Below are 19,284 nucleotides of genomic sequence, written 5' to 3'. Positions count from 1 at the left end.
CTCGCGCCGTGGCCCGTAGCGCGGGGCGGGTGGAATAACCTGGTCGTGGTTACTTGACTCCCCGAACCCGAACGGACAACGGTGCCACAGCACAACCGGACCGACCCCGCGCTGACCCGGAACTTCAGCATCATCGCGCACATCGACCACGGCAAGTCGACGCTGGCTGACCGCATGCTGCAGCTCACCGGCGTTGTCGAGGACCGGCAGATGCGGGCACAGTACCTCGACCGGATGGACATCGAGCGCGAACGCGGCATCACCATCAAGTCGCAGGCGGTGCGCCTCCCCTTCCAGGCGGTGGACGACGAGAGGTACCTCCTTAACCTGATCGACACCCCCGGTCACGTGGACTTCAGCTACGAGGTGTCGCGCTCGTTGGCCGCGTGCGAGGGCGCGGTCCTGCTCGTGGACGCGGCCCAGGGCATCGAGGCGCAGACCCTCGCCAACCTCTACCTCGCGCTCGCGGGAGACCTCGCGATCATTCCGGTCCTGAACAAGATCGACCTCCCCGCCGCGCAGCCCGACAAGTACGCCGCGGAGCTCTCCGGGATCATCGGCTGTGACCCCTCGGAGGTCCTGCGGGTGAGCGCCAAGACCGGCGAGGGTGTCGACGAACTGCTCAACGAGATCGTGCGGCGGGTCCCCGCTCCGACCGGAGACGCGGATGCCCCCGCCCGGGCCATGATCTTCGATTCGGTCTACGACACCTACCGCGGCGTGGTCACCTACGTCCGGATGGTGGACGGCCAGCTCAACAGCCGTGAACGCATCGCGATGATGTCCACCAACGCCTCCCACGAACTGTTGGAGGTCGGTGTCATCTCACCGGAGCCCACACCCGTGGACCGTCTCGGCGTCGGTGAGGTCGGCTACCTCATCACCGGTGTGAAGGACGTCCGACAGTCCCGCGTCGGTGACACGGTCACCACCGCGGCCGCGATGTCCAAGAACCGTCCGGAGATGCTCCCTGGCTACCAGGAGCCCAAGCCCATGGTGTTCTCCGGGCTGTTCCCCATCGAGGGTTCGGACTATCCGGTACTGCGCGACGCCCTGGAGAAGTTGCAGCTGAACGACGCGGCCCTCGGCTTCGAGTCCGAGACGTCCGCCGCGCTCGGCTTCGGGTTCCGGTGCGGGTTCCTCGGGCTGCTGCACCTGGAGATCACCCGGAGCCGCCTGGAGCGGGAGTTCAACCTGGACCTGGTGTCCACGGCCCCCAACGTGAGCTACGACGTCACCCTGGAGGACGGCGAGGAGTTCCACGTCACCAGCCCGGCCGACTTCCCCACGGGGAAGATCGCCGACATCCAGGAACCCATCGTGAAGGCGACACTGCTCACGCCGGCCGAGTTCGTGGGCGCCATCATGGAGCTGTGCCAGAGCCGGCGCGGCACATTGGACGGTATGGACTACCTCTCCGAGGACCGGGTGGAGATGCGCTACACCCTGCCCCTCGCCGAGATCGTCTTCGACTTCTTCGACCAGCTCAAGTCCCGAACCCGGGGGTACGGCTCCCTCGACTACGACGCCGCCGGCACCCAGTCCGCGGACCTCGTCAAGGTGGACATCCTGCTGCAGGGCGAGACCGTCGACGCGTTCTCGGCGATCGTCCACAAGGACAAGGCCTACTCCTACGGTGTCGAACTGACCAAGAAGCTGCGGGAACTGATCCCCCGGCAGCAGTTCGAGGTCCCGATCCAGGCCGCCGTCGGCTCCCGCATCATCGCGCGGGAGAACATTCGCGCCATGCGCAAGGACGTGCTGTCCAAGTGCTACGGCGGTGACATCTCTCGTAAGCGCAAGCTGCTGGAACGCCAGAAGGAGGGCAAGAAGAAGATGAAGATGGTGGGCCGGGTCGAGGTCCCCCAGGAAGCCTTCATCTCCGCCCTGGCGACCGACAGCGGCGCGGAGAAGTCGAAGGGGTAGCCGGTGCCATCGGTGCCCCTGGGTGGGGAACCCGTACCTCCGGACGGAGCGCTGCCGGCGGACGCGTACACGGACCTGGAGCGGGACGACTTCGGTGTCTATGTCCACGTGCCGTTCTGCGCCACCCGGTGCGGGTACTGCGACTTCAACACCTACACCGCCGAGGAGCTGCGAACGGGGCGGGGACCCGACGCCGTGACGGCGACCCGGGAGAGCTACGCCGACACCGCGCGCGGCGAGATCGCTCTCGCCCGGCGGGCACTGGGCGACGCCGCGCCCCCCGTGTCCACCGTTTTCTTCGGAGGCGGGACCCCCACTCTGCTCCCCCCGGAGGATCTGGGGCGGATCCTCGTCGGCATCGACTCCGCGTTCGGGTTGGCCCCCGACGCGGAGGTGACGACGGAGGCCAACCCGGAGAGCGTGGACGCCGACTCGCTGAAGCGGCTGCGCGACCACGGCTTCACCCGTGTCTCCTTCGGCATGCAGAGCGCCAAGAGTCGTGTCCTGGCCACGCTGGACCGGCACCACACGCCGGGCCGCGCGCTCGACAGTGTGCGGTGGGCGACGGAGGCCGGGTTCGAGCACGTCAGCCTGGACCTCATCTATGGCACGCCAGGTGAGACCGACGCCGACTGGGAGGAGTCGGTCCGCGCCGCCGTGGACGCGGGTCCGGACCACATCTCCGCCTACTCGTTGATCGTCGAACCCGGGACCCGCATGGCCACCCAGGTGAGACGGGGCGTGCTGCCCGCACCGGACGAGGACGCCCAAGCCGAGCGCTACCTCGCCGCCGACGCCATCCTCACCGAGGCGGGATACACGTGGTACGAGGTGTCGAACTGGGCTTCCCGCCCCCAGGCGCGTTGCCGCCACAACGCGCTGTACTGGACCAACGGCAACTGGTGGGGGGTCGGTCCAGGCGCGCACAGTCATGTCGGGGGCACTCGGTGGTGGAACGTGAAACACCCCGCCACCTACGCCGGTCGACTGGCCGAGGGCGTCAGCCCGGCCGAGGCGCGGGAGGTGTTGACCGAGGCGGAGCGGCGATTCGAGCACGTCATGCTGCGGTTGCGCCTGGCCGAGGGGTGCCCGACCGAGCTCCTGACAGACGAGGGCCTACGGTCCGCGCGCACCGCCGTCGCCGACGGTCTGCTCGAGGCCGACGCGCTCGTGGCGGGACGTGCCGTACTGACGCGACGTGGGCGGCTCTTCGGCGACGCCGTCGTCCGATCCCTTACGTGACCAGCCGCAGACTGACGGGATAGCGGTACCACTCGCCTCGGTTGCCCGCAAGCGCCGCCAGGACACAGAGCACCAAGTCCACGAGAACCACGACCACCAGCAGCGGGATCCCGACGGGGAAGACGGTCAGGGCCATGGCCACCGCGCCGGCGACCAGGACCGTGATCTGGAAGTTGAGGGCCTCGGTCGCGTGGTGCCGTACGAACGCGGACTCCTCCCGCTTCAGCAGGTAGGCCACCAACGGAACCACGACGCTGAGCAGAAGCCCGCCCACATGGCACACGACGGCGAGGAACTGCTCGTCGACCCGTGTCCGTCGTTCCGGAGCGCCGGGCGCGGACTCGTCCGAACCGTCCGGGGACTCGTCGGTACCGCCGTCACCCGGATCGCCGCCCGCCCGGTCGGAAGGACCCGGTTCCCGCGAGGAGGGGCCGGGACGGCCGTTCGAATCAGGGGGAGTGTCGTCCTCCCACTCCTCGTCATGACCCCCCATGACCCCTCCTCGGGTACGCGACTCTCGGTTACTTCACGATACGCACCGCGACAGGATAGCGATAGAGCTGGCCCCGCGCGGCCCGAATGGCGCCAAGGATGCCGAAGACGATGCCGACCGCCCACACCACGGCGATGAGCACGGAGCCGATCGGCGACTGCGCCGGAGCGAACACCCCGAGCCCGAGGTACAAGAGCCACATCGGGATGTAGGCGATGAGCAGTGTGATCTGGAAGTTCAGCGCCTCCGTGGCGTGACCGCGCAGGAAGGGCGACCCGCTCCGCCCGACCAGGAAGACGATCAGGGCGGGCAGCCAGCCGAAGCACGACAGGATGACACCGCCGAGGTGCGCGACCATCGACAGGGTCCGGTCCTGGGAACTGTGCGCGTGCGTGTCCTCCGCGGCCCCGTAGGGACCGGGAGCTCCGTGCGACGGGTAGCCCGGCGCCGGCATGTAACCGGGGACGTCGGGTACCGCACCCTGGCCCGGAGGCGGTTCCTGCTCCCCACCGTAGGGGGACGCGGCGTGTGGTGGTATCCCGTACGAAGGCTGTTCGCCCGTCGGTGGACCGGTCGGCGCCGGCTGTCCCGGTTCCCCCTGTGGACCGTCGGCCCCCGGCTGGTCGGGCTGGCCCGACTGTCCGGTGTCGTCAGGCATACCGGACTCGGCCGAGACGCCGAACGGTCCGGACTGGCCGGCGGGCTGGTCCCACGGCGCCGACGTGGGTCGGTCGTCGAAGGGCCCGGGCTGTCCCTGGGACCCGGGCACGTCCGGCCGTGCCGGCTCCTCCGGTGGGTGGGACTGCGGGGGCTGTCCGGACGCCTGTGACGGCTCACCCCAGGGGGGCTGCCCACCGCTGTGTCCGCCGCTCTGCCACCCCGCGTACCCACCACTGGGGGAACCGCTCGCCGGGTCCCACGCTCCCGCGTTGCCCGGGGACGCCTGGGGGGTCCGAGGGTCCACCTGTCCGGGCGACCCGCTCGGCCACCCGGGGGGACCAGGGTGTCCGGGGTAGCTGGGCTGACCGTGGGGTGGTGAGGGGTACTGCTGACCGCCAGGAGGCCCGGCGGGCTGTTCCCACTGGGGCTGCCGATCGTAGGGCGAGTAGGGCTGTCCGGGTGGAGGCGCGCTCGGGTGCCCCGGCTCCTGCGGATAGCCGCCGTACTGCGGTGGTGGAGGCGGGGGTGCCGGGTGGGCGGGCTGACCACCGGTCGGGTACGGCGCGGGGTGCGCGGGTTGCCCACCCGTGGGATACCGCGGTGGTTGGCCGTAGGACGGCTGCTCACCGGTCGGCGGGTTCGGCGGGGTCTGCCCCCAACCGGGCTGCTGCCCCGGGTATCCCGGCTGACCGGGCTGTCCCGGTTGCTGGGGCTGGCCGGGACCTCCGGGAGGTCCGGGTGGCGGCTGTGCGGCCGGCCCGTACCCCTGCGGATAGCCGGCCCCCGGGTGACCCTGGTCCCCGTGACCCCCGGGTCCCGCGGGGGTGTCCCACACGGGCTGTTGGGGAGGGTGTTGTCCGTACCCGGGGTCGCCCGCGGGCTGGTTCCACTGCGGCGGCTGGCCGTAGGGCGGCTGGCCGGGGTACGGCGGTTGCGGCTGGTAGGCACCGGGACCCGTCGGGGGCGGATGGTCCCCGTTGGGCTGGTGGTGACCGCCCTCGTCCTCCGGCCGTTCTCCTGGTCTGTCGGCTGGTGTTTCAGTCAACGGTCATCCTCGGGCGTGGTCGACGGATCCCTGCTCTGGCCTCTGCTGCCGCGTGGTTGCGCGGAACCACGGTGATCATGATGCCCCTTCGGACGCGGATTCTCAGCCGCGCCACGACCGTCCCACCCTATGGCGAATCCCTCGCGAATAGCGGGAGTCCGGCGGTGGCGGTGTCACTCGGCGATCCGCCGTTGGCGAACACGACGTGACATCGTCCTGCGCTGCGCGGCCTATGGCGTTTGGTGTGTTCGGCGCGGCTGTGCCGCGTGGCCGCCCGCGGCGTGGCGTGGGGCCGGCCAGGCCCGGGGTGTCGGGTCGTCCTAGGACCCCGAGCCGTCGAGGTCGGTGACGAAGTCGATCAGCTCCTCGACGCGTCCGAGAAGCTGGGGCTCAAGGTCCCCGTAGCCACGAACGCTACCCAGGATATGACGCCACGCCTCGTGTTGCTCCATCGGCCACTTCAGCGCGCGCAGAACCCCGGTCTTCCAGTCCAGGCCGCGGGGAACGTCGGGCCACGCCTGGATCCCCACCGCCGAGGGGCGCACCGCGGCCCACACGTCGACGAACGGGTGACCGGTGATCAGCACGTGGGGGTGGGCGACCTGAGCGGCGATGCGCGCCTCCTTGGAGCCCGGGACCAGGTGGTCGACCAGGACACCCAGCCGTCGTCCCGGGCCGGGACCGAACTCGGTGACCAGGCGCGGTAGGTCGTCGACGCCGCCGAGCGGCTCCACGACCACACCCTCCACGCGGAGGTCGTGGCCCCAGATGTGTTCCAGGAGCTCCGCGTCGTGGGTTCCCTCCACGTAGATCCGGCTCTCCCGCGCCACCCGGGCCGGAGCGTCGGGGACGGCGAGCGACCCCGACGCGGTGCGGACGGGGGCGCTGGGGGCGTGGACCGGCTGGACGAGTGTCACGGGGCGGCCGTCGATGAGGAACGCCGCCGGATCGAGTGTGAACACACGCTCGCGACGGTGTCGGTCCTCCAAGGTCACGCTGCCGCGGTCCCATCCGGTGACGGCTCCACAGAATCCGTCGATGGCCGACTCCACGACCAGCTCGTGCTCCAATGGCACCTGGGGTATCTGTCCGGCCCGAGGCCGGCGCCAGTTGCCAGCCAGGACGTCGTCGCCGTACCGGTCGTTCATCCGCACATCGCCGGATTTTACCCGTCGTCGGCGATCCGCCGTCGGACCGATTGGGAACTGATCGGCCGCGCCGCGTAGGATTAGCACTTAGGGGCAGTGAGTGCCAACGGGTGCCCAGGAGGGGGTGAGCGTGCTCGACGACAGGAAACTCACGGTGCTGCGTGCAATCGTTGAGGAGTTCGTTTCCACCAACGAGCCCGTCGGGTCCAAGGCGTTGGCCGACAGGCACGCTCTCGGTGTGTCCTCGGCGACCATCCGCAACGACATGATGTCGTTGGAGGAGGAGGGCTACCTCGCGCAGCCGCACACCAGTGCTGGACGCGTGCCCACCGACAAGGGCTACCGGCTTTTCGTGGACCGGCTCTCGGCGGTGAAACCACTCTCCGGAGCCGAACGACGGGCGATCGAGACCTTCCTCTCCGGGGCGATCGACCTCGACGAGATCGTGATGCGTACGGTACGGCTGCTTTCCCTGCTGACACAGCAGGTCGCGGTCGTGCAGTACCCATCGCTGACGAAGTCCTCGGTCAAGCACGTCGAATTGGTCCCGCTCGCGCCGCGCCGCGTCATGATGGTCGTGATCACCAACACCGGTCGGGTCGAACAGCGCGTCATCGAGGTACCGGAGGAGGCCGAGGAGTCCGCGGTCGACCACGTACGCACGATGCTGAACACCGCGGTGGTGGGCCGGTGGCTCAACGACGTGCCCGAGGCCGTGGACCAGCTTCCCGCGCAGGTGGAGCCGAGCGAACGTCCCCTCCTGAGCGCGGTGCTCAGCGTTCTGCTGGAGACCCTCGTCGAACGCAACGAGGAGAAGATCGTTCTCGGTGGCACGGCCAACCTCGCGGCCGACGATTTCTCCAGCAATCTGCGGGATCTGTTGGAGGCCTTGGAAGAACACGTCGTCCTGATTCGTTTACTGGGTGAGGCGGGCGACCCGTCTATGCTGACGGTGCGTATCGGGGCGGAGAACCCCCACGAGGGATTCCAGACGACGTCCATCGTGTCGGCCGGTTACGGCGTGGGGGACAGTTCCCTGGCCCGGCTGGGTGTCGTCGGTCCGACCAGGATGGACTATCCCGGCACGATGGGAGCGGTGCGTGCGGTGGCACGGTACGTGGGGCAGATCCTTGCCCAGCAGTGAGTCGATGCCTCAGCGACAGTCAGAGTCAACCAGCGGGAAGCGTCGGAGCCTTTAGTGTCCAGAGACTATTACGAGATCCTCGGTGTGCGTCGCGACGCGAGCAAGGAGGAGATCAAGAAGGCCTACCGTCGGCTGGCACGTGAACTGCACCCGGACGTGAACCCCGATCCGGCCGTGCAGGAGCGCTTCAAGCAGGTCACGCAGGCCTACGAAGTCCTGTCCGACCCGGAGAAGCGCCAGATGCACGACGCTGGTGTCGACCCGTTCGCCCCCAGCGGCGGCGGCTTCGGCGCCGCGGGCGGATTCCCCTTCGACGACATCATGAACGCCTTCTTCGGTCGTGGGGGCAACGGCGGCCGGACCGCGCGGGACCGCCGCCGCGGCCGCAACATCCGGGTTCGCGTCGAGCTGGACCTCGCCGAGACCGCGTTCGGGGTGACCAAGGAGGTCACCTTCCCGATCGCGGTACGGTGCGAGACCTGTTCCGGTGAGGGTGCCGCGCCCGGGACCCACCGGGAGACCTGTGGGATGTGCGCGGGGCGGGGCGAGGTGTCGCAGGTCGCGCGTTCCTTCCTCGGCCAGGTGATGACGACCCGCCCCTGCCCCCAGTGCTCCGGTATGGGCACGGTCGTCACCGACCCCTGCGCGGACTGCTCCGGGGAGGGTCGCGTCCGTGACCGGGTGACCCGTACCGTGCAGATTCCCGCCGGGGTCGAGGACGGTACCCAGATCCAGCTCGCCGGTGAGGGTGAGGTCGGACCCAACGGCGGTCCACGCGGGGACATCTTCCTGGAGATCGTGCAGCGCCCACACGCGGTGTTCGAACGCCACGGTGACGACCTGCACTGTGCCATCGAGATCCCCATGACGGCCGCCGCGTTGGGCACGATCGTTCCCATCGAGACACTGGACGGCGAAGAGGAGATCGACCTGCGTCCCGGGACGCAGTCCGGTCACGTGATCCGCAAGAAGGGTCTGGGCATCCGGCACCTGAACGCTCCGGGCCGCGGCGACCTCCTGATCCAGGTCACGGTGGAGACCCCGACCAAGCTCGACGACGAGCAGGAGAAGCTGTTGCGCTCGCTCGCGGAGATGCGGGGCGAGGAGCACGTGCCCGGCAAGCTCAGCCCGGGCGGTTCGGGGCTGTTCTCGCGGCTGCGTGAAGCCTTCAATCCCACACGGTAGGGGCACGTGACCGCGCCACTCTTCCTGACCGACACCGAAACGCTGTCCCACGACCGGGTGACACTGGCCGGTAAGGAGGGACGGCACGCGGCCACCGTCCGGCGGATCGCCGTGGGCGAGACGGTCGACCTCACCGACGGCGAGGGCGCCAGAGCGCGCTGCGAGGTCATCGAGGTCGGCCGCGATACCGTCGTCTTCGCGGTCCGTGACCGATGGAACGAGATCCCTCCCGAGCCCCGACTCACCGTGGTGCAGGCCCTGCCCAAGGGCGACCGCGGTGAACTGGCCGTGGAGCTGATGACGGAGGCGGGGGTGGACCGACTCGTTCCGTGGCAGGCGCAACGTTCCATCGCCAAGTGGCAGGGCGAGCGCGCGGCCAAGGGGACCGCGAAGTGGCGCGCCACCGCCCGCGAGGCCGCCAAGCAGTCACGGCGGTCACACCTGCCCGTCGTCGAGGACCTGTATCGCATGGAGTCGGTGGTGGACTCGCTGCGGTCGGCCACGCTCGCGCTCGTGCTGCACGAGGACGCGTCACGGCGCCTGACGGAGGTGACCCCGCCGACCAGTGGCGAGGTCGTGCTCGTGGTGGGTCCGGAGGGTGGGTTCACCGACACCGAACTCGCAGCGTTCACCGACGCCGGTGCGCAACGCGTCGCCCTGGGGACCTCGGTCCTGCGCACCTCCACCGCCGGTGTCGCCGCCCTCTCGGTGCTGCAGGCCCGCTGCGGCCGGTGGTGACACCGAAGGCTCGGTGCTCGGGGGACAGGGGTGAACCTCCGCACGGTGCCCGCGGTGTTTCCCGCGCGGCGCCAGTGACGGGACGGACCACACGGACCACACGGACCGTGGAGTTCCGCGGCGGGGAACACCCAGTCGTCGGGCCGACGTGGTCTCGCCCCGAGCCCCCAGGACCAGCGCGTTCACGGCCCGTCCCACGTCCACGTGTGTCCCGCGAACTGAGCGCCCCGTGGTCGACACCGGGCCGGACCTCCGCGCGACGCCGACGGTCCGGCGGCTACTCCCGGCCGGGCAGGGGGACGGGCGTGTTCTGCGTCGGCTCGGTGTCCTGGTCCGGGGTGCCGTCGTCGGAGTCGTCGAAGCAGTGATCCGGGATGTCACCGTCGGCGTTGGGCCGGTCGGACGGGGACGCGACGAGTGTCGGGTCGTCCTCGGGTGCGGGGCAGTCCTCCAGGACGGTCGGGTCGGTGTCGCCCTCCTCCCCTTCCTCGGGGGTGGTGGTGGGCTCCTCCTCGGCCGGTGTCGTGTCCCCGCCCTCGGGGGTCGGGTCGGCGGGATCGCTCTCGGGGGCGTCGGTCGGTGCCGTCGCCTCCTCGTCGTCGGTCGTCGTCTCGCTCTGCGTCGCCACGGGGCCGGCCTCGTCGTTGTTCGCCGGGGCGACCTGCTCGCGGAGGGCCGGCGCTCCGAAGAGCACGGAGCCCACGATCGCCAACGCGCCCGCGACCGCGGCGGCCGGACGCAGCCATGTCAGCCAGGAGAACCCGCGTCGGGCGGTGCGTTCCTGGATCTTCTGGAGTCCGTCCCCGGCGGGTTGGACGTGATCCACCTCGGCTCGGAGGATCTCCCGGAGCCGGCGCTCCTCGTTGTCGTCCAAGTGTCCACTCATCAGGTTTGCTCCAGAACCCCGCGTAGCGCGGCGATGCCACGCGCGGTGTGGCTTTTCACCGCACCGCGGCTGATGCCCATCGCGTCGGCGATCTGGGCTTCAGAGAAGTCCCCGTAGTATCGCAGGACGATGGCTTCGCGTTGTCGTGTGGGTAGCGTGCGCAAGGCGTCGATGACGGCGGTGCGTTCGAGCTCCCCGAGTGCCCCGTACTCCGCGCTCGGCGCGTCGGGCATGCTCTTGGGCGCGTACTTCTCGACCACCGCCCGGTGGCGGAGGACGGAACGAGCCCGGTTCACGACGGATTGGCGCAGATAGGACAGGGCCTTGTTCGGGTCGCGGAGGCGGCGCCACGCCCCGTGCATGGCGACGAACGCGTCCTGCACGACTTCCTCGGCCGTGGCGAAGTCCCGGACAAGCAGGGCCGCCAGCCGTACCAGCGGTCGATAGTGCTGGCTGTATAGCTGGGTGACGGCTTGATCGGCATCCCACACGACCGACACCGTAGCCGCAGGAACGTCCGCAACGATGGTTTCAGTCACGTCTTGTTGACGCGGGCCCTTGTCGTTCGGTTTACGAAAGGGCATCAGATAACGACTCACTCACTCACGGTGGCGACCGTATGGCCGCGCGAGCGGACAGGGCAGCTCAGCCACCGTAGCTCGCGGGCGACGCGTTGAAAACTCTGTGCGACCGTATCCGGTCGGTCGGGTCACCTCGGATTTCACGTCGCGGACTCCGCCGTCGATCCGGCATGATGGTCTCGCTGGTTTCCGGTGGGAGGGGGTGCCCGTGGCACAGCGGGACGCGGACTGTCTGTTCTGCAAGATCGTCGCTGGGGAGATTCCGGCGGACATTGTCACCAAGGACGACGAGATCGTCGCGTTCCGGGACATCAATCCGCAGGCTCCGACCCACGTTCTGGTCATTCCGAGGGAGCATTTTCCGACGGCCGCGGCCGCGGGCTCGGCCGACCGAGGGCTGATGGACGCGATCGCTCGAGTGGCCGGAGAGGTGGCGCGGATCGACGGCGTCGCCGACGACGGCTACCGGCTGGTCTTCAACACGGGGCCGGCGGCGGGACAGGAGGTCTTCCACGTGCACGGCCACGTGCTGGGAGGCCGTTCCCTGACCTGGCCGCCCGGGTGAGCGCGGCATAATCGTGTGGGCCGTAGGCGTTGTTAGAGTCGAGGGGCGCGGGGCGCGTACCCAACGCGTGGAGAAGGGATGGACGACCCCCGTGGTCGGACTATGAGCGAGTCAACGCAAGCCGGAACCCAGGTCAAGGTGGTCGTTCCGGAGGAGCACATGATGGTCGCGCTCCTTGGTTCGGGCGACGAGTTGCTGCGGACGGTCGAACAGTCCTTCTCCGGTGACATTCACGTCCGCGGAAACGAGATCACCCTCAGTGGACCACCCGAGGAGACGTCGCGGATCACCCGTCTCATCGAGGAGTTGTTGGAGCTGGTCAAGAACGGGACGCACGTCACCCCGGACGTGGTGGAGCGTTCGCTGCGGATGCTGGAACCCGACGCCGAGAGCGGTGCCACCACGCGTCCGGTGGACGTGCTCACACAGAACATCCTGTCCGCGCGTGGCCGCACCATCCGCCCGAAGACACTGAACCAGAAGCGGTACGTGGACGCGATCGACGCCCACACCATCGTCTTCGGCATCGGGCCGGCCGGAACGGGGAAGACCTACCTGGCGATGGCCAAGGCCGTGAAGGCCCTGCAGGCCAAACAGGTCAACCGGATCATCCTGACCCGCCCGGCGGTCGAGGCGGGGGAGCGGCTCGGTTTCCTGCCCGGCACCCTCTACGAGAAGATCGACCCGTACCTGCGGCCCCTCTACGACGCCCTGCACGACATGCTCGACCCCGGTTCCATCCCCAAGTTGATGGAGTCCGGAACGATCGAGGTCGCGCCGTTGGCGTACATGCGTGGTCGTACGCTGAACGACTCCTTCATCATCCTGGACGAGGCACAGAACACCTCCCCGGAACAGATGAAGATGTTCCTCACCCGTCTCGGGTTCGACTCCAAGATCGTGGTGACCGGTGACGTCACCCAGGTCGACCTTCCGGGTGGCCAGGCGAGCGGACTGCGGACGATCGAGAATATCCTCGAGGGGCTGGACGACATCGCCTTCTGCCGCCTCACCAGCCACGACGTCGTGCGGCACAAGCTGGTGAGCGCCATCGTGGACGCCTACGGTCGTTACGACCAGCGCAACACGGCCGACGGGGACAGCCGGCGTGGGCGCGGGCGGCCCCGCGACTCCGGAGCCCGGTGAGTCGTGGGGAACGAGTCACGATGGAGCACGTGGAAATGAGTATCGAGGTCGCCAACGAGTCCGCGGTCGACACGGACGAGGCACGCCTCTCCCAACTCGCGCGGTACGTACTGGACGAGCTGCGGATCCACCCCTTGGCGGAACTGTCGGTGATCCTCATGGACGAGGAGCCGATGGCGGAGCTGCACGTGCGGTGGATGGACGAGTCCGGTCCCACCGACGTGCTCTCCTTCCCGATGGACGAACTCCGTCCGGGCAGTCTCACGGCTCCGTCCGACCCTGGTGTCCTGGGCGACGTGATCATCTGCCCGCAGGTCGCCGAACGGCAGGCCTCCGAGGCCGGCCACTCGGTCCAGGCGGAGCTGGACCTGCTGTGTACCCACGGCATCCTGCACCTCCTCGGCTACGATCACGCCGAGCCGGAGGAGCACCAGGAGATGTTCGGACTTCAGGCCCGCCTGCTCGACGGCTTCCGCGCCGAGGGCGAATCGTCCGGAGATGGAGACGGCCAAAGCGGTGACCGATAACGCCGGCTTACTCTCCGTTCTGCCGGAGATCGTCACGGCTGTCGTCTGCCTCCTGCTCGCGGGGACACTCGCCACGGTCCAGGTCGCGTTCGCACGGGTGACCCACACCGCCGCGGAGGCCCTCCAGAAGGAGGGACGGCCAGGAGCCCAGCGCCTGACGTCCATCACGGCGGACCCCACCCGCTTCACCAGCAGTGTGCAGCTCGCACGGTTGGCTTTCGAGGTGGTGGCCATCGTCGCGGTCACGGTCGCGTTCGTCGCGTGGCTGGGGTGGAGCTGGTGGGTACCGCCGCTCGCGGTCGTCGTCATGATCGGTGCGGTGGCCCTGCTCGGTGGGACGCTGCCCCGAGCGCTGGGCCAGCGCGCTCCCGAGGCCGTGGCCCTGCTCGCGGCCCGGGCTCTCTACCCGCTGACGGTGGTCCTCGCCCCGCTCACCAACCTGTCGGTGCGGGTGGGACGGGCGCTGACGCCGGGTAGCCGCTCCGCGTCGGACTCCACGGTGAACGAGGACGAACTGCGTCACCTCGTGGACCTCGCGGAACAGGGCCAGTTGATCGACACCGAGGAACGGGAGATGATCCACTCGGTGTTCCAGCTCGACGACACCCCCGCGCGCAACGTGATGGTGCCCCGGACCGACATGGACGTCATCCCCGCGGACGCGAGCGTTGCCGAGGCCGTGGATCTCGCGATGAGCACCGGCTACTCCCGGATTCCGGTGACAGGGGAGAGCGTCGACGACGTGACCGGGATCATCAACCTCAAGGACATGATCGAGCATCTGCGCGACGACGTCTCGGCCGAGTCCACGGTCCGGGTCTCGGAGCTGATGCGCGACGCCACGTTCGTCCCGGACAGCAAACCCGTGGACGAGCTGCTGCGGGAGATGCGCCAACAGCGGATACACATGGCGATCGTCATCGACGAGTACGGTGGAACGGCCGGCCTGATCACGATGGAGGACATCGTCGAGGAGATCGTCGGGGAGATCATCGACGAGTACGACGACGCGCCGGAGACGGTGCGGTGGCTGGGCGCGGGTCGGGCCCGAGTGTCGGCACGAACCCCCATCGGTGATCTCGCTGACCTGTTCGACGTCGACATCGACGTCGACGAACTCGACGTGGGCACGGTCGGCGGACTGCTGGCCTATGCTTTGGGGCGGGTTCCCGTCATGGGATCGACCGCGTCCTACGCGGGGCTGCTGCTTCGCGCGGAGACCCCGACCGGACGCCGCAACCGCACCGCCACGATCCAGGTGGAGAAGCTGAAGGGTGAGCAAGACAGTGCCGACTGAGCCGGTTCACGACCTCGACCCCGAGGACGAGAAGCTGATCACCCTCGCGCGCTCCTCCCGGGCACGCAACAGCGCCGCCCAGGGCGCGGCCGTACGTGACGTCACCCGACGGACCTACGTCGCGACCACCGTGGACCTGCCCTCCCTGCGGCTCTCGGCCGTGCGCGCCGCCGTCGCCGCGGCGGCCTCCAGCGGGGCGGAGGGGCTGCAGGCCGTGGCCGTCGTCGGTGGCCCGGAAGATGAGACGGAGCTGTCCGCGGAGGACCTCGCCGCCGTCCGTGACATGGGGGCGTCGGTGGTCCTGTTGGCCTCCCCCGACGGGACGCTTCGGCGCGTGTCACGCTCATGACGATCCCCCTCGGACACACCGCACCGGGATTCCGTAGTGGTTTCGCCTGCTTCGTGGGGCGGCCCAACGTGGGCAAGTCGACGTTGATGAACGCGCTGGTCGGCGAGAAGGTCGCGATCACCAGTGACCAGCCGCAGACCACGCGCCGTACCGTACGCGGGGTCGTTCACCGTTCGGACGCCCAGCTCGTCGTCGTGGACACGCCCGGTCTGCACAAGCCACGTACCCTCCTTGGTGAGCGCCTGGACAGTCTGGTGCGTTCCACCCTCGTCGAAGTGGACGTGATCGGGTTCTGCGTACCCGCCAACGAGCCGATCGGCCGCGGGGACACCTACATCGCCAAGGAGCTGGCGCGGCAACGTGACACTCCGGTCGTCGCACTGGTGACGAAGACCGACTCCACCGACTCGGCCGGGATCGCCGCGCAGCTACTCGCGGTGTCCCAGCTCGGGGAGTGGGCGGACATCGTCCCGGTCTCGGCACGGTCGGGGTTCCAGGTGGACACGGTGTCCGACGTGCTCTGCGGGCAGTTGCCGGAGGGGCCGGCCCTTTACCCCGAGGGTGACGTCACCGACGAGCCGGAGGAGCAGCTCGTCGCGGAGCTGGTTCGGGAGGCGGCGCTGGACGGGGTCCGCGACGAGCTTCCGCACTCCATCGCGGTGACGGTCGACGAGATGACGCTGCGGGATCCGGAGGACCCCGACAGCCTGCTCGACATCTACGCGGGACTGTACGTGGAGCGACCGAGCCAGAAGGCGATCGTGTTGGGCGCGCGCGGGACCCGGCTGCGTGACGTCGGGACGCGGGCGCGTCAACAGATCGAGGCGCTGATGGGGCGCCGCGTGTTCCTGGACCTTCGCGTGCGTGTGGCCAAGGACTGGCAGCGGGATCCCGCCCAGCTACGTAAGCTCGGCTTCGACCAACAGACCTAGGACCGGTGATTGAGATCCTCGGCGAGGTGCCGGGCGGTCTGTTGCAGAATGGGCGCCGCTCGACGCACCACCTCCCAGGTGACTCGCGATTCGGGGCCCGAGATGGACAGTGCCGTCTTGGACGGCCCGCCGAGGACGGGCACCGCGATGCAACGGACGCCGATCTCCTGTTCGCCGTCGTCGGTGGCGTAGCCCTGGTCCCGTACCAGGGCCAGTTCGGTGAGGAAGTCCCCGGGAGTGGTGATGGTGCGCTCGGTGTGCGCGGGCATGCCCGCCCGGGCGAGGATCGCCTGGGTCGAGGTGGCGGGAACCTGGGCCAACAGGGCCTTGCCCACCCCAGTCGAGTGCGGGAGCACCCGCCGACCGACCTCGGTGAACATCCGCATCGCGTGGGGTGAGGGGACCTGGGCCACATACACCACCGTGTCGCCGTCCAACATGGCGAGGTTCGCGGTCTCACCGAGCTGCTCGACCAGGTGGGCCAGGTGAGGACGCGCCCAGGCGCCCAGCATCTGGGAGGCGCGTTCGCCCAACCCGATGAGACGGGGCCCGAGCGCGTAGCGTCGGGACGGGAGCTGACGGACGTATCCGTTGGTCAGCAGGCTTCGGATGATCCGATGGATGGTGGGCAGTGGCAGGCCTGAGGAGTCGGCGAGATAGCTGAGCGACACCTCGCCGCCCGCGTCGGCCATGATCTCGAGTAGTTGGAAGGCCCGATCGAGTGATTGGACGCCACCCGTTCGGCCGCGTGCCGGATCCACGGACGCGTCGTCAGGGTTGGTGGTTGACCGCGGCACGGGTATCTCCCTCTCCCAGTCAGTGCGGGCACCGCCGCGTGAGGTGTGTGCGACGGCTGGGGCCTCGGATCACTCGTGGGTGACGCGAGGACGGAATTCCGTTGGCTGACCCTGGCTCTTTCGGACTGTAGAAATGTTTGTCCAGGATACAGAAGATCCGCCGATTCGTGTCCGGGGAATTCGTCGTCATGACCGATGGCTCGGCTCCCGAGCGGGGACCAGGGCGGATGCGGCGTGGGCGCCGCCCGCCGACGCGCGCGGTGCCGTAGGGCAGGTGTCGGCTGGACACACGCCCTGCCCCCGCACCTGCCTGCGTGTGGACGCCTTCGGCCGAGTCTCTAGGTCTGGGAGGGAGTGCGCAGCCCCGCGTCCGGAGCCGAGGCCGCCGCCATCGCGGAGTCCAGTCGGGCCGCCTCACGCTCGTAGCGACGGGTGAGCTGCCACATCCGAATGATCAGGAGACACTCCGCCGCCAGCATCCCCACGGAGGAGAGCACGATGACGGCGAGCATGCCCACCGGGGTCACGGTTCCCACCACGGGGGCGACGATGAACGTCCCCATGTGGAACTCGATGCCGCTGAACAGGTGGGAGCGCACCCGGTGTCGGTCCAGGAAGGCGCGGAACCGGGCGTAGGCGGGGAAGCGGTCGGAGAGACTGCCGACTCCGGGCTTGGGAAGCTCGTTGGTGTTCGCTTCGGCCTCGTCGTCGGCCGTGGGTTCCTCCGCGGGGCGGACCTCGTCGAGCCGGCGTCGGCCCAGTAGACGCGCGAGTTCGTCCTCTCCCAGCACGGGAAGGGCGGCGGCCACCCGGATGTGGATGCCGGTCCGCGTCTGTTCGCGCACCTTCGCCATCTGCGGTGCGTTGAGGTAGCGGAACATGTCGGTGACGACGACCAGCAGCGTCACCCACAGGAAGAAGGACATTCCGGTCACGGCGAAGTAGCCGCCCAACAGGGCGACCGCACACACCAGCACCCGCAGCCGGTCGAAGATGTAGTCCAACCATCCACCGAACACCGTGCCGGTGCCCTTCAACCGGGCGATCTTCCCGTCCATGCAGTCCAGGACGAAGCTGAGGTGGAACAACACCGCGCCGGCGAGGAGCCATGGCCAGGTCACCTGTGCGAAGCACACCGCCGCGCCCACACCCAGCACGAATGAGCCGAGGGTGAGCTGGTTGGGGGTGAGGTTGGTGTGGTTGGCGGTCCACCGCACCAGACGAGAGGCGAAGGGGTCAACGAGGAAGACGGTCCACCAGGAGTCTCGTGACTTGTAGGTCAGCTCGCGAACATCCGCCAGCGAGAACTCGGTTCGTGACATGTACGGCAGCTCCGGTCGAAGTGAGACATCGAGGCGTGGGCACATGGACGATGCGCTCGGGGCCACCGAACCGGTCACCCGTCAGGGGCGGACACCAGTGGTCTGGTTCTTCCCTCCGGGGGACACGCGGTCCGCCCGGCCCCACGGCGCGAGGAGGACACACCCGTACCTCGTTATGATTGCGACCTTACCGTCCGTACCCCCGGACGTGTGCCGCGTCGGCCCGTCCCGGTCGCGCGAAGGCGGACCCGTGGGGCGTGGTCTCGCTGACCGGCCGAGCTCCCCGCCGCTCCCTGGCGAGACGGTGCCGAAGGTCCCACAGGTAGTAGGTCATGGGCAGTTCCCGGACGACGAGGGGAATCCTCGGGTAGACGAGGCGCAGGGTGTGCATGGTGAGGTCGAAGGCGCGTTGGTGCCCCGGGCTCCAGGGGAGTCCGTATCGCCGTCGGATCTCCGGGGGGAGCAGCCCGCTCGTGAAGAAGCGCTGTGTGGTCGTGAGGGGTCGCAACCACCACTGCGCGGGACGGAACAGGCTCGCCACGACCGCGCGAGAGGTGGGCCCGACCTCGAGTGTGGACACCATGGCCCGCCAGTAGGCGTCGAACTCCTCGCGCGTGGCCGGCCAGCGGTCCGCCGGACACCCCAACACGGTGGCCCAACCGGCGAACTGGCGATGCGCCTCGTCCCGTTCGGCCTCGGTCAACGGACCGAAGAGACGCTCGTGTCCGTCGACGTAACAGAAGTAACCGGTCGCGGCGACCCAGGTCTGCAGGTCGGGGTCGTTCGCGGAGTATCCGCGGCCTCGTACGCGGCGGTGCGCCGCCCGTACCTCCCGCGTCACCGCGTCGGTCTCCTCCGCGGTCCCGAACGCGAGCGCGTAGACGAACTGGGCCGTTCCGCGCGCCCGTCGGGCCGGGTGCTCGCGGAAGTCACTGTGTTCGTCGACTCCCTGGGCCACCCGGGAGTGGGCGACCTGCATCACGATGGAACACGGAAGCGGGCCGAGCAGGATCCACGCCTCACGGATGACGCGCTGGCTCACCGTGGTGGTTTGTGAGTCCTTCACGTGTCCCAGACTAGGCGGCGAGCGCCTGGGGGTCACGCACCGTCGGGTCCCGTCCGGGCGGGGTGGACCGCCGCGGCTGACGCGCGAGCGCTCCCGCGGTGACCGTGCCGAATCGGCGTGGTTCGGGGGTGGCCGACTTGTCCGGGACCAAGAGATCGGTCGGCCTGGTACGCTCGTCGGAGTATGTCGCGTGCGCTGCTCCTCCTTAGCCGCCGCGGCGGGGGCCGTTAACCAG

Annotated in this window: 19 protein-coding genes; 11 read left to right on the top strand and 8 right to left on the bottom strand. The window is 69.1% G+C overall.

What is annotated here, in order from left to right; translation table 11 throughout:
- Positions 1–81: 81 nt before the first annotated feature.
- The gene (gene lepA, locus J4H86_RS07770) at positions 82–1,926 is read left to right on the top strand and encodes a translation elongation factor 4 (protein ID WP_236542830.1); all 1,845 of its coding nucleotides are present in this window, start codon (positions 82–84) and stop codon (positions 1,924–1,926) included.
- Between the two features lie 3 nt (positions 1,927–1,929).
- Complete coding sequence (gene hemW, locus J4H86_RS07765) at positions 1,930–3,168, top strand: radical SAM family heme chaperone HemW (RefSeq protein WP_236542829.1); 1,239 nt, start codon at positions 1,930–1,932, stop codon at positions 3,166–3,168.
- Here the strand turns inward: hemW and J4H86_RS07760 are convergent.
- The 3 genes from J4H86_RS07760 to J4H86_RS07750 form a co-directional block, all read right to left on the bottom strand.
- Positions 3,161–3,661: a DUF4870 domain-containing protein gene (locus J4H86_RS07760; RefSeq protein ID WP_236542828.1), complete on the bottom strand. Its 501-nt coding sequence runs from the start codon at positions 3,659–3,661 to the stop codon at positions 3,161–3,163. The two genes, hemW and J4H86_RS07760, sit on opposite strands and share 8 nt — an antisense overlap.
- Positions 3,662–3,689: 28 nt before the next feature.
- Positions 3,690–5,366 (bottom strand): DUF4870 domain-containing protein, encoded by a 1,677-nt coding sequence (locus J4H86_RS07755; protein WP_236542827.1) that lies wholly within the window; start codon positions 5,364–5,366, stop codon positions 3,690–3,692.
- A gap of 320 nt (positions 5,367–5,686) precedes the next feature.
- Positions 5,687–6,514 (bottom strand): DUF3097 domain-containing protein, encoded by an 828-nt coding sequence (locus J4H86_RS07750; RefSeq protein ID WP_236543941.1) that lies wholly within the window; start codon positions 6,512–6,514, stop codon positions 5,687–5,689.
- A gap of 130 nt (positions 6,515–6,644) precedes the next feature.
- Between J4H86_RS07750 and hrcA the strand changes: the two genes are divergently transcribed.
- Genes hrcA through J4H86_RS07735 form a run of 3 tightly spaced genes read left to right on the top strand, consistent with a single transcriptional unit; the run spans position 6,645 to position 9,581 of the window.
- Positions 6,645–7,658: a heat-inducible transcriptional repressor HrcA gene (hrcA, locus tag J4H86_RS07745; RefSeq protein WP_236542826.1), complete on the top strand. Its 1,014-nt coding sequence runs from the start codon at positions 6,645–6,647 to the stop codon at positions 7,656–7,658.
- Between the two features lie 54 nt (positions 7,659–7,712).
- Positions 7,713–8,843: a molecular chaperone DnaJ gene (gene dnaJ / locus J4H86_RS07740; protein WP_236542825.1), complete on the top strand. Its 1,131-nt coding sequence runs from the start codon at positions 7,713–7,715 to the stop codon at positions 8,841–8,843.
- A 6-nt stretch (positions 8,844–8,849) separates the two neighbouring features.
- Complete coding sequence (locus J4H86_RS07735) at positions 8,850–9,581, top strand: 16S rRNA (uracil(1498)-N(3))-methyltransferase (RefSeq protein ID WP_236542824.1); 732 nt, start codon at positions 8,850–8,852, stop codon at positions 9,579–9,581.
- Positions 9,582–9,858: 277 nt separating this feature from the next.
- Here J4H86_RS07735 and J4H86_RS07730 read toward each other — a convergent pair whose 3' ends face one another.
- Both J4H86_RS07730 and J4H86_RS07725 read right to left on the bottom strand, forming a co-directional pair.
- Positions 9,859–10,467, bottom strand: coding sequence for a hypothetical protein (locus tag J4H86_RS07730; RefSeq protein ID WP_236542823.1), 609 nt, complete (start codon positions 10,465–10,467; stop codon positions 9,859–9,861).
- The gene (locus J4H86_RS07725; protein WP_394356505.1) at positions 10,467–11,006 is read right to left on the bottom strand and encodes a SigE family RNA polymerase sigma factor; all 540 of its coding nucleotides are present in this window, start codon (positions 11,004–11,006) and stop codon (positions 10,467–10,469) included. The genes J4H86_RS07730 and J4H86_RS07725 overlap by 1 nt, the downstream gene beginning before the upstream one ends.
- Before the next feature lie 250 nt (positions 11,007–11,256).
- On the opposite strand from J4H86_RS07725, the gene J4H86_RS07720 reads away from it, so the two are divergent.
- The 6 genes from J4H86_RS07720 (at position 11,257) to era (ending at position 15,864) form a co-directional block, all read left to right on the top strand.
- Positions 11,257–11,613 (top strand): histidine triad nucleotide-binding protein, encoded by a 357-nt coding sequence (locus J4H86_RS07720; RefSeq protein ID WP_236542822.1) that lies wholly within the window; start codon positions 11,257–11,259, stop codon positions 11,611–11,613.
- 102 nt (positions 11,614–11,715) lie between these two features.
- Positions 11,716–12,759 (top strand): PhoH family protein, encoded by a 1,044-nt coding sequence (locus J4H86_RS07715; RefSeq protein WP_236542821.1) that lies wholly within the window; start codon positions 11,716–11,718, stop codon positions 12,757–12,759.
- A 35-nt stretch (positions 12,760–12,794) separates the two neighbouring features.
- Positions 12,795–13,286 (top strand): rRNA maturation RNase YbeY, encoded by a 492-nt coding sequence (gene ybeY, locus J4H86_RS07710; RefSeq protein ID WP_236542820.1) that lies wholly within the window; start codon positions 12,795–12,797, stop codon positions 13,284–13,286.
- Positions 13,258–14,583, top strand: coding sequence for a hemolysin family protein (locus tag J4H86_RS07705; protein WP_236542819.1), 1,326 nt, complete (start codon positions 13,258–13,260; stop codon positions 14,581–14,583). The genes ybeY and J4H86_RS07705 overlap by 29 nt, the downstream gene beginning before the upstream one ends.
- Positions 14,561–14,932 (top strand): cytidine deaminase, encoded by a 372-nt coding sequence (locus tag J4H86_RS07700; protein ID WP_236542818.1) that lies wholly within the window; start codon positions 14,561–14,563, stop codon positions 14,930–14,932. The genes J4H86_RS07705 and J4H86_RS07700 overlap by 23 nt, the downstream gene beginning before the upstream one ends.
- Positions 14,929–15,864: a GTPase Era gene (era, locus tag J4H86_RS07695; RefSeq protein ID WP_236542817.1), complete on the top strand. Its 936-nt coding sequence runs from the start codon at positions 14,929–14,931 to the stop codon at positions 15,862–15,864. Before J4H86_RS07700 ends, era begins: the two co-directional genes overlap by 4 nt.
- Here the strand turns inward: era and J4H86_RS07690 are convergent.
- The 3 genes from J4H86_RS07690 to J4H86_RS07680 all read right to left on the bottom strand — a co-directional run bounded on the left by J4H86_RS07690 (position 15,861) and on the right by J4H86_RS07680 (position 19,049).
- Positions 15,861–16,661: an IclR family transcriptional regulator gene (locus J4H86_RS07690; RefSeq protein WP_269134542.1), complete on the bottom strand. Its 801-nt coding sequence runs from the start codon at positions 16,659–16,661 to the stop codon at positions 15,861–15,863. The two genes, era and J4H86_RS07690, sit on opposite strands and share 4 nt — an antisense overlap.
- Positions 16,662–16,999: 338 nt before the next feature.
- Positions 17,000–17,983, bottom strand: coding sequence for a CDP-alcohol phosphatidyltransferase family protein (locus tag J4H86_RS07685; protein ID WP_236542816.1), 984 nt, complete (start codon positions 17,981–17,983; stop codon positions 17,000–17,002).
- A 187-nt stretch (positions 17,984–18,170) separates the two neighbouring features.
- Complete coding sequence (locus tag J4H86_RS07680) at positions 18,171–19,049, bottom strand: oxygenase MpaB family protein (protein ID WP_236542815.1); 879 nt, start codon at positions 19,047–19,049, stop codon at positions 18,171–18,173.
- Positions 19,050–19,284: the final 235 nt, after the last annotated feature.

This window comes from Spiractinospora alimapuensis (assembly GCF_018437505.1).
In the GTDB taxonomy this organism is placed as follows: domain Bacteria; phylum Actinomycetota; class Actinomycetes; order Streptosporangiales; family Streptosporangiaceae; genus Spiractinospora; species Spiractinospora alimapuensis.
The sequence above is the reverse complement of the archived record's forward strand: the minus strand, read 5'-3'. Positions and strand labels throughout refer to the sequence as shown.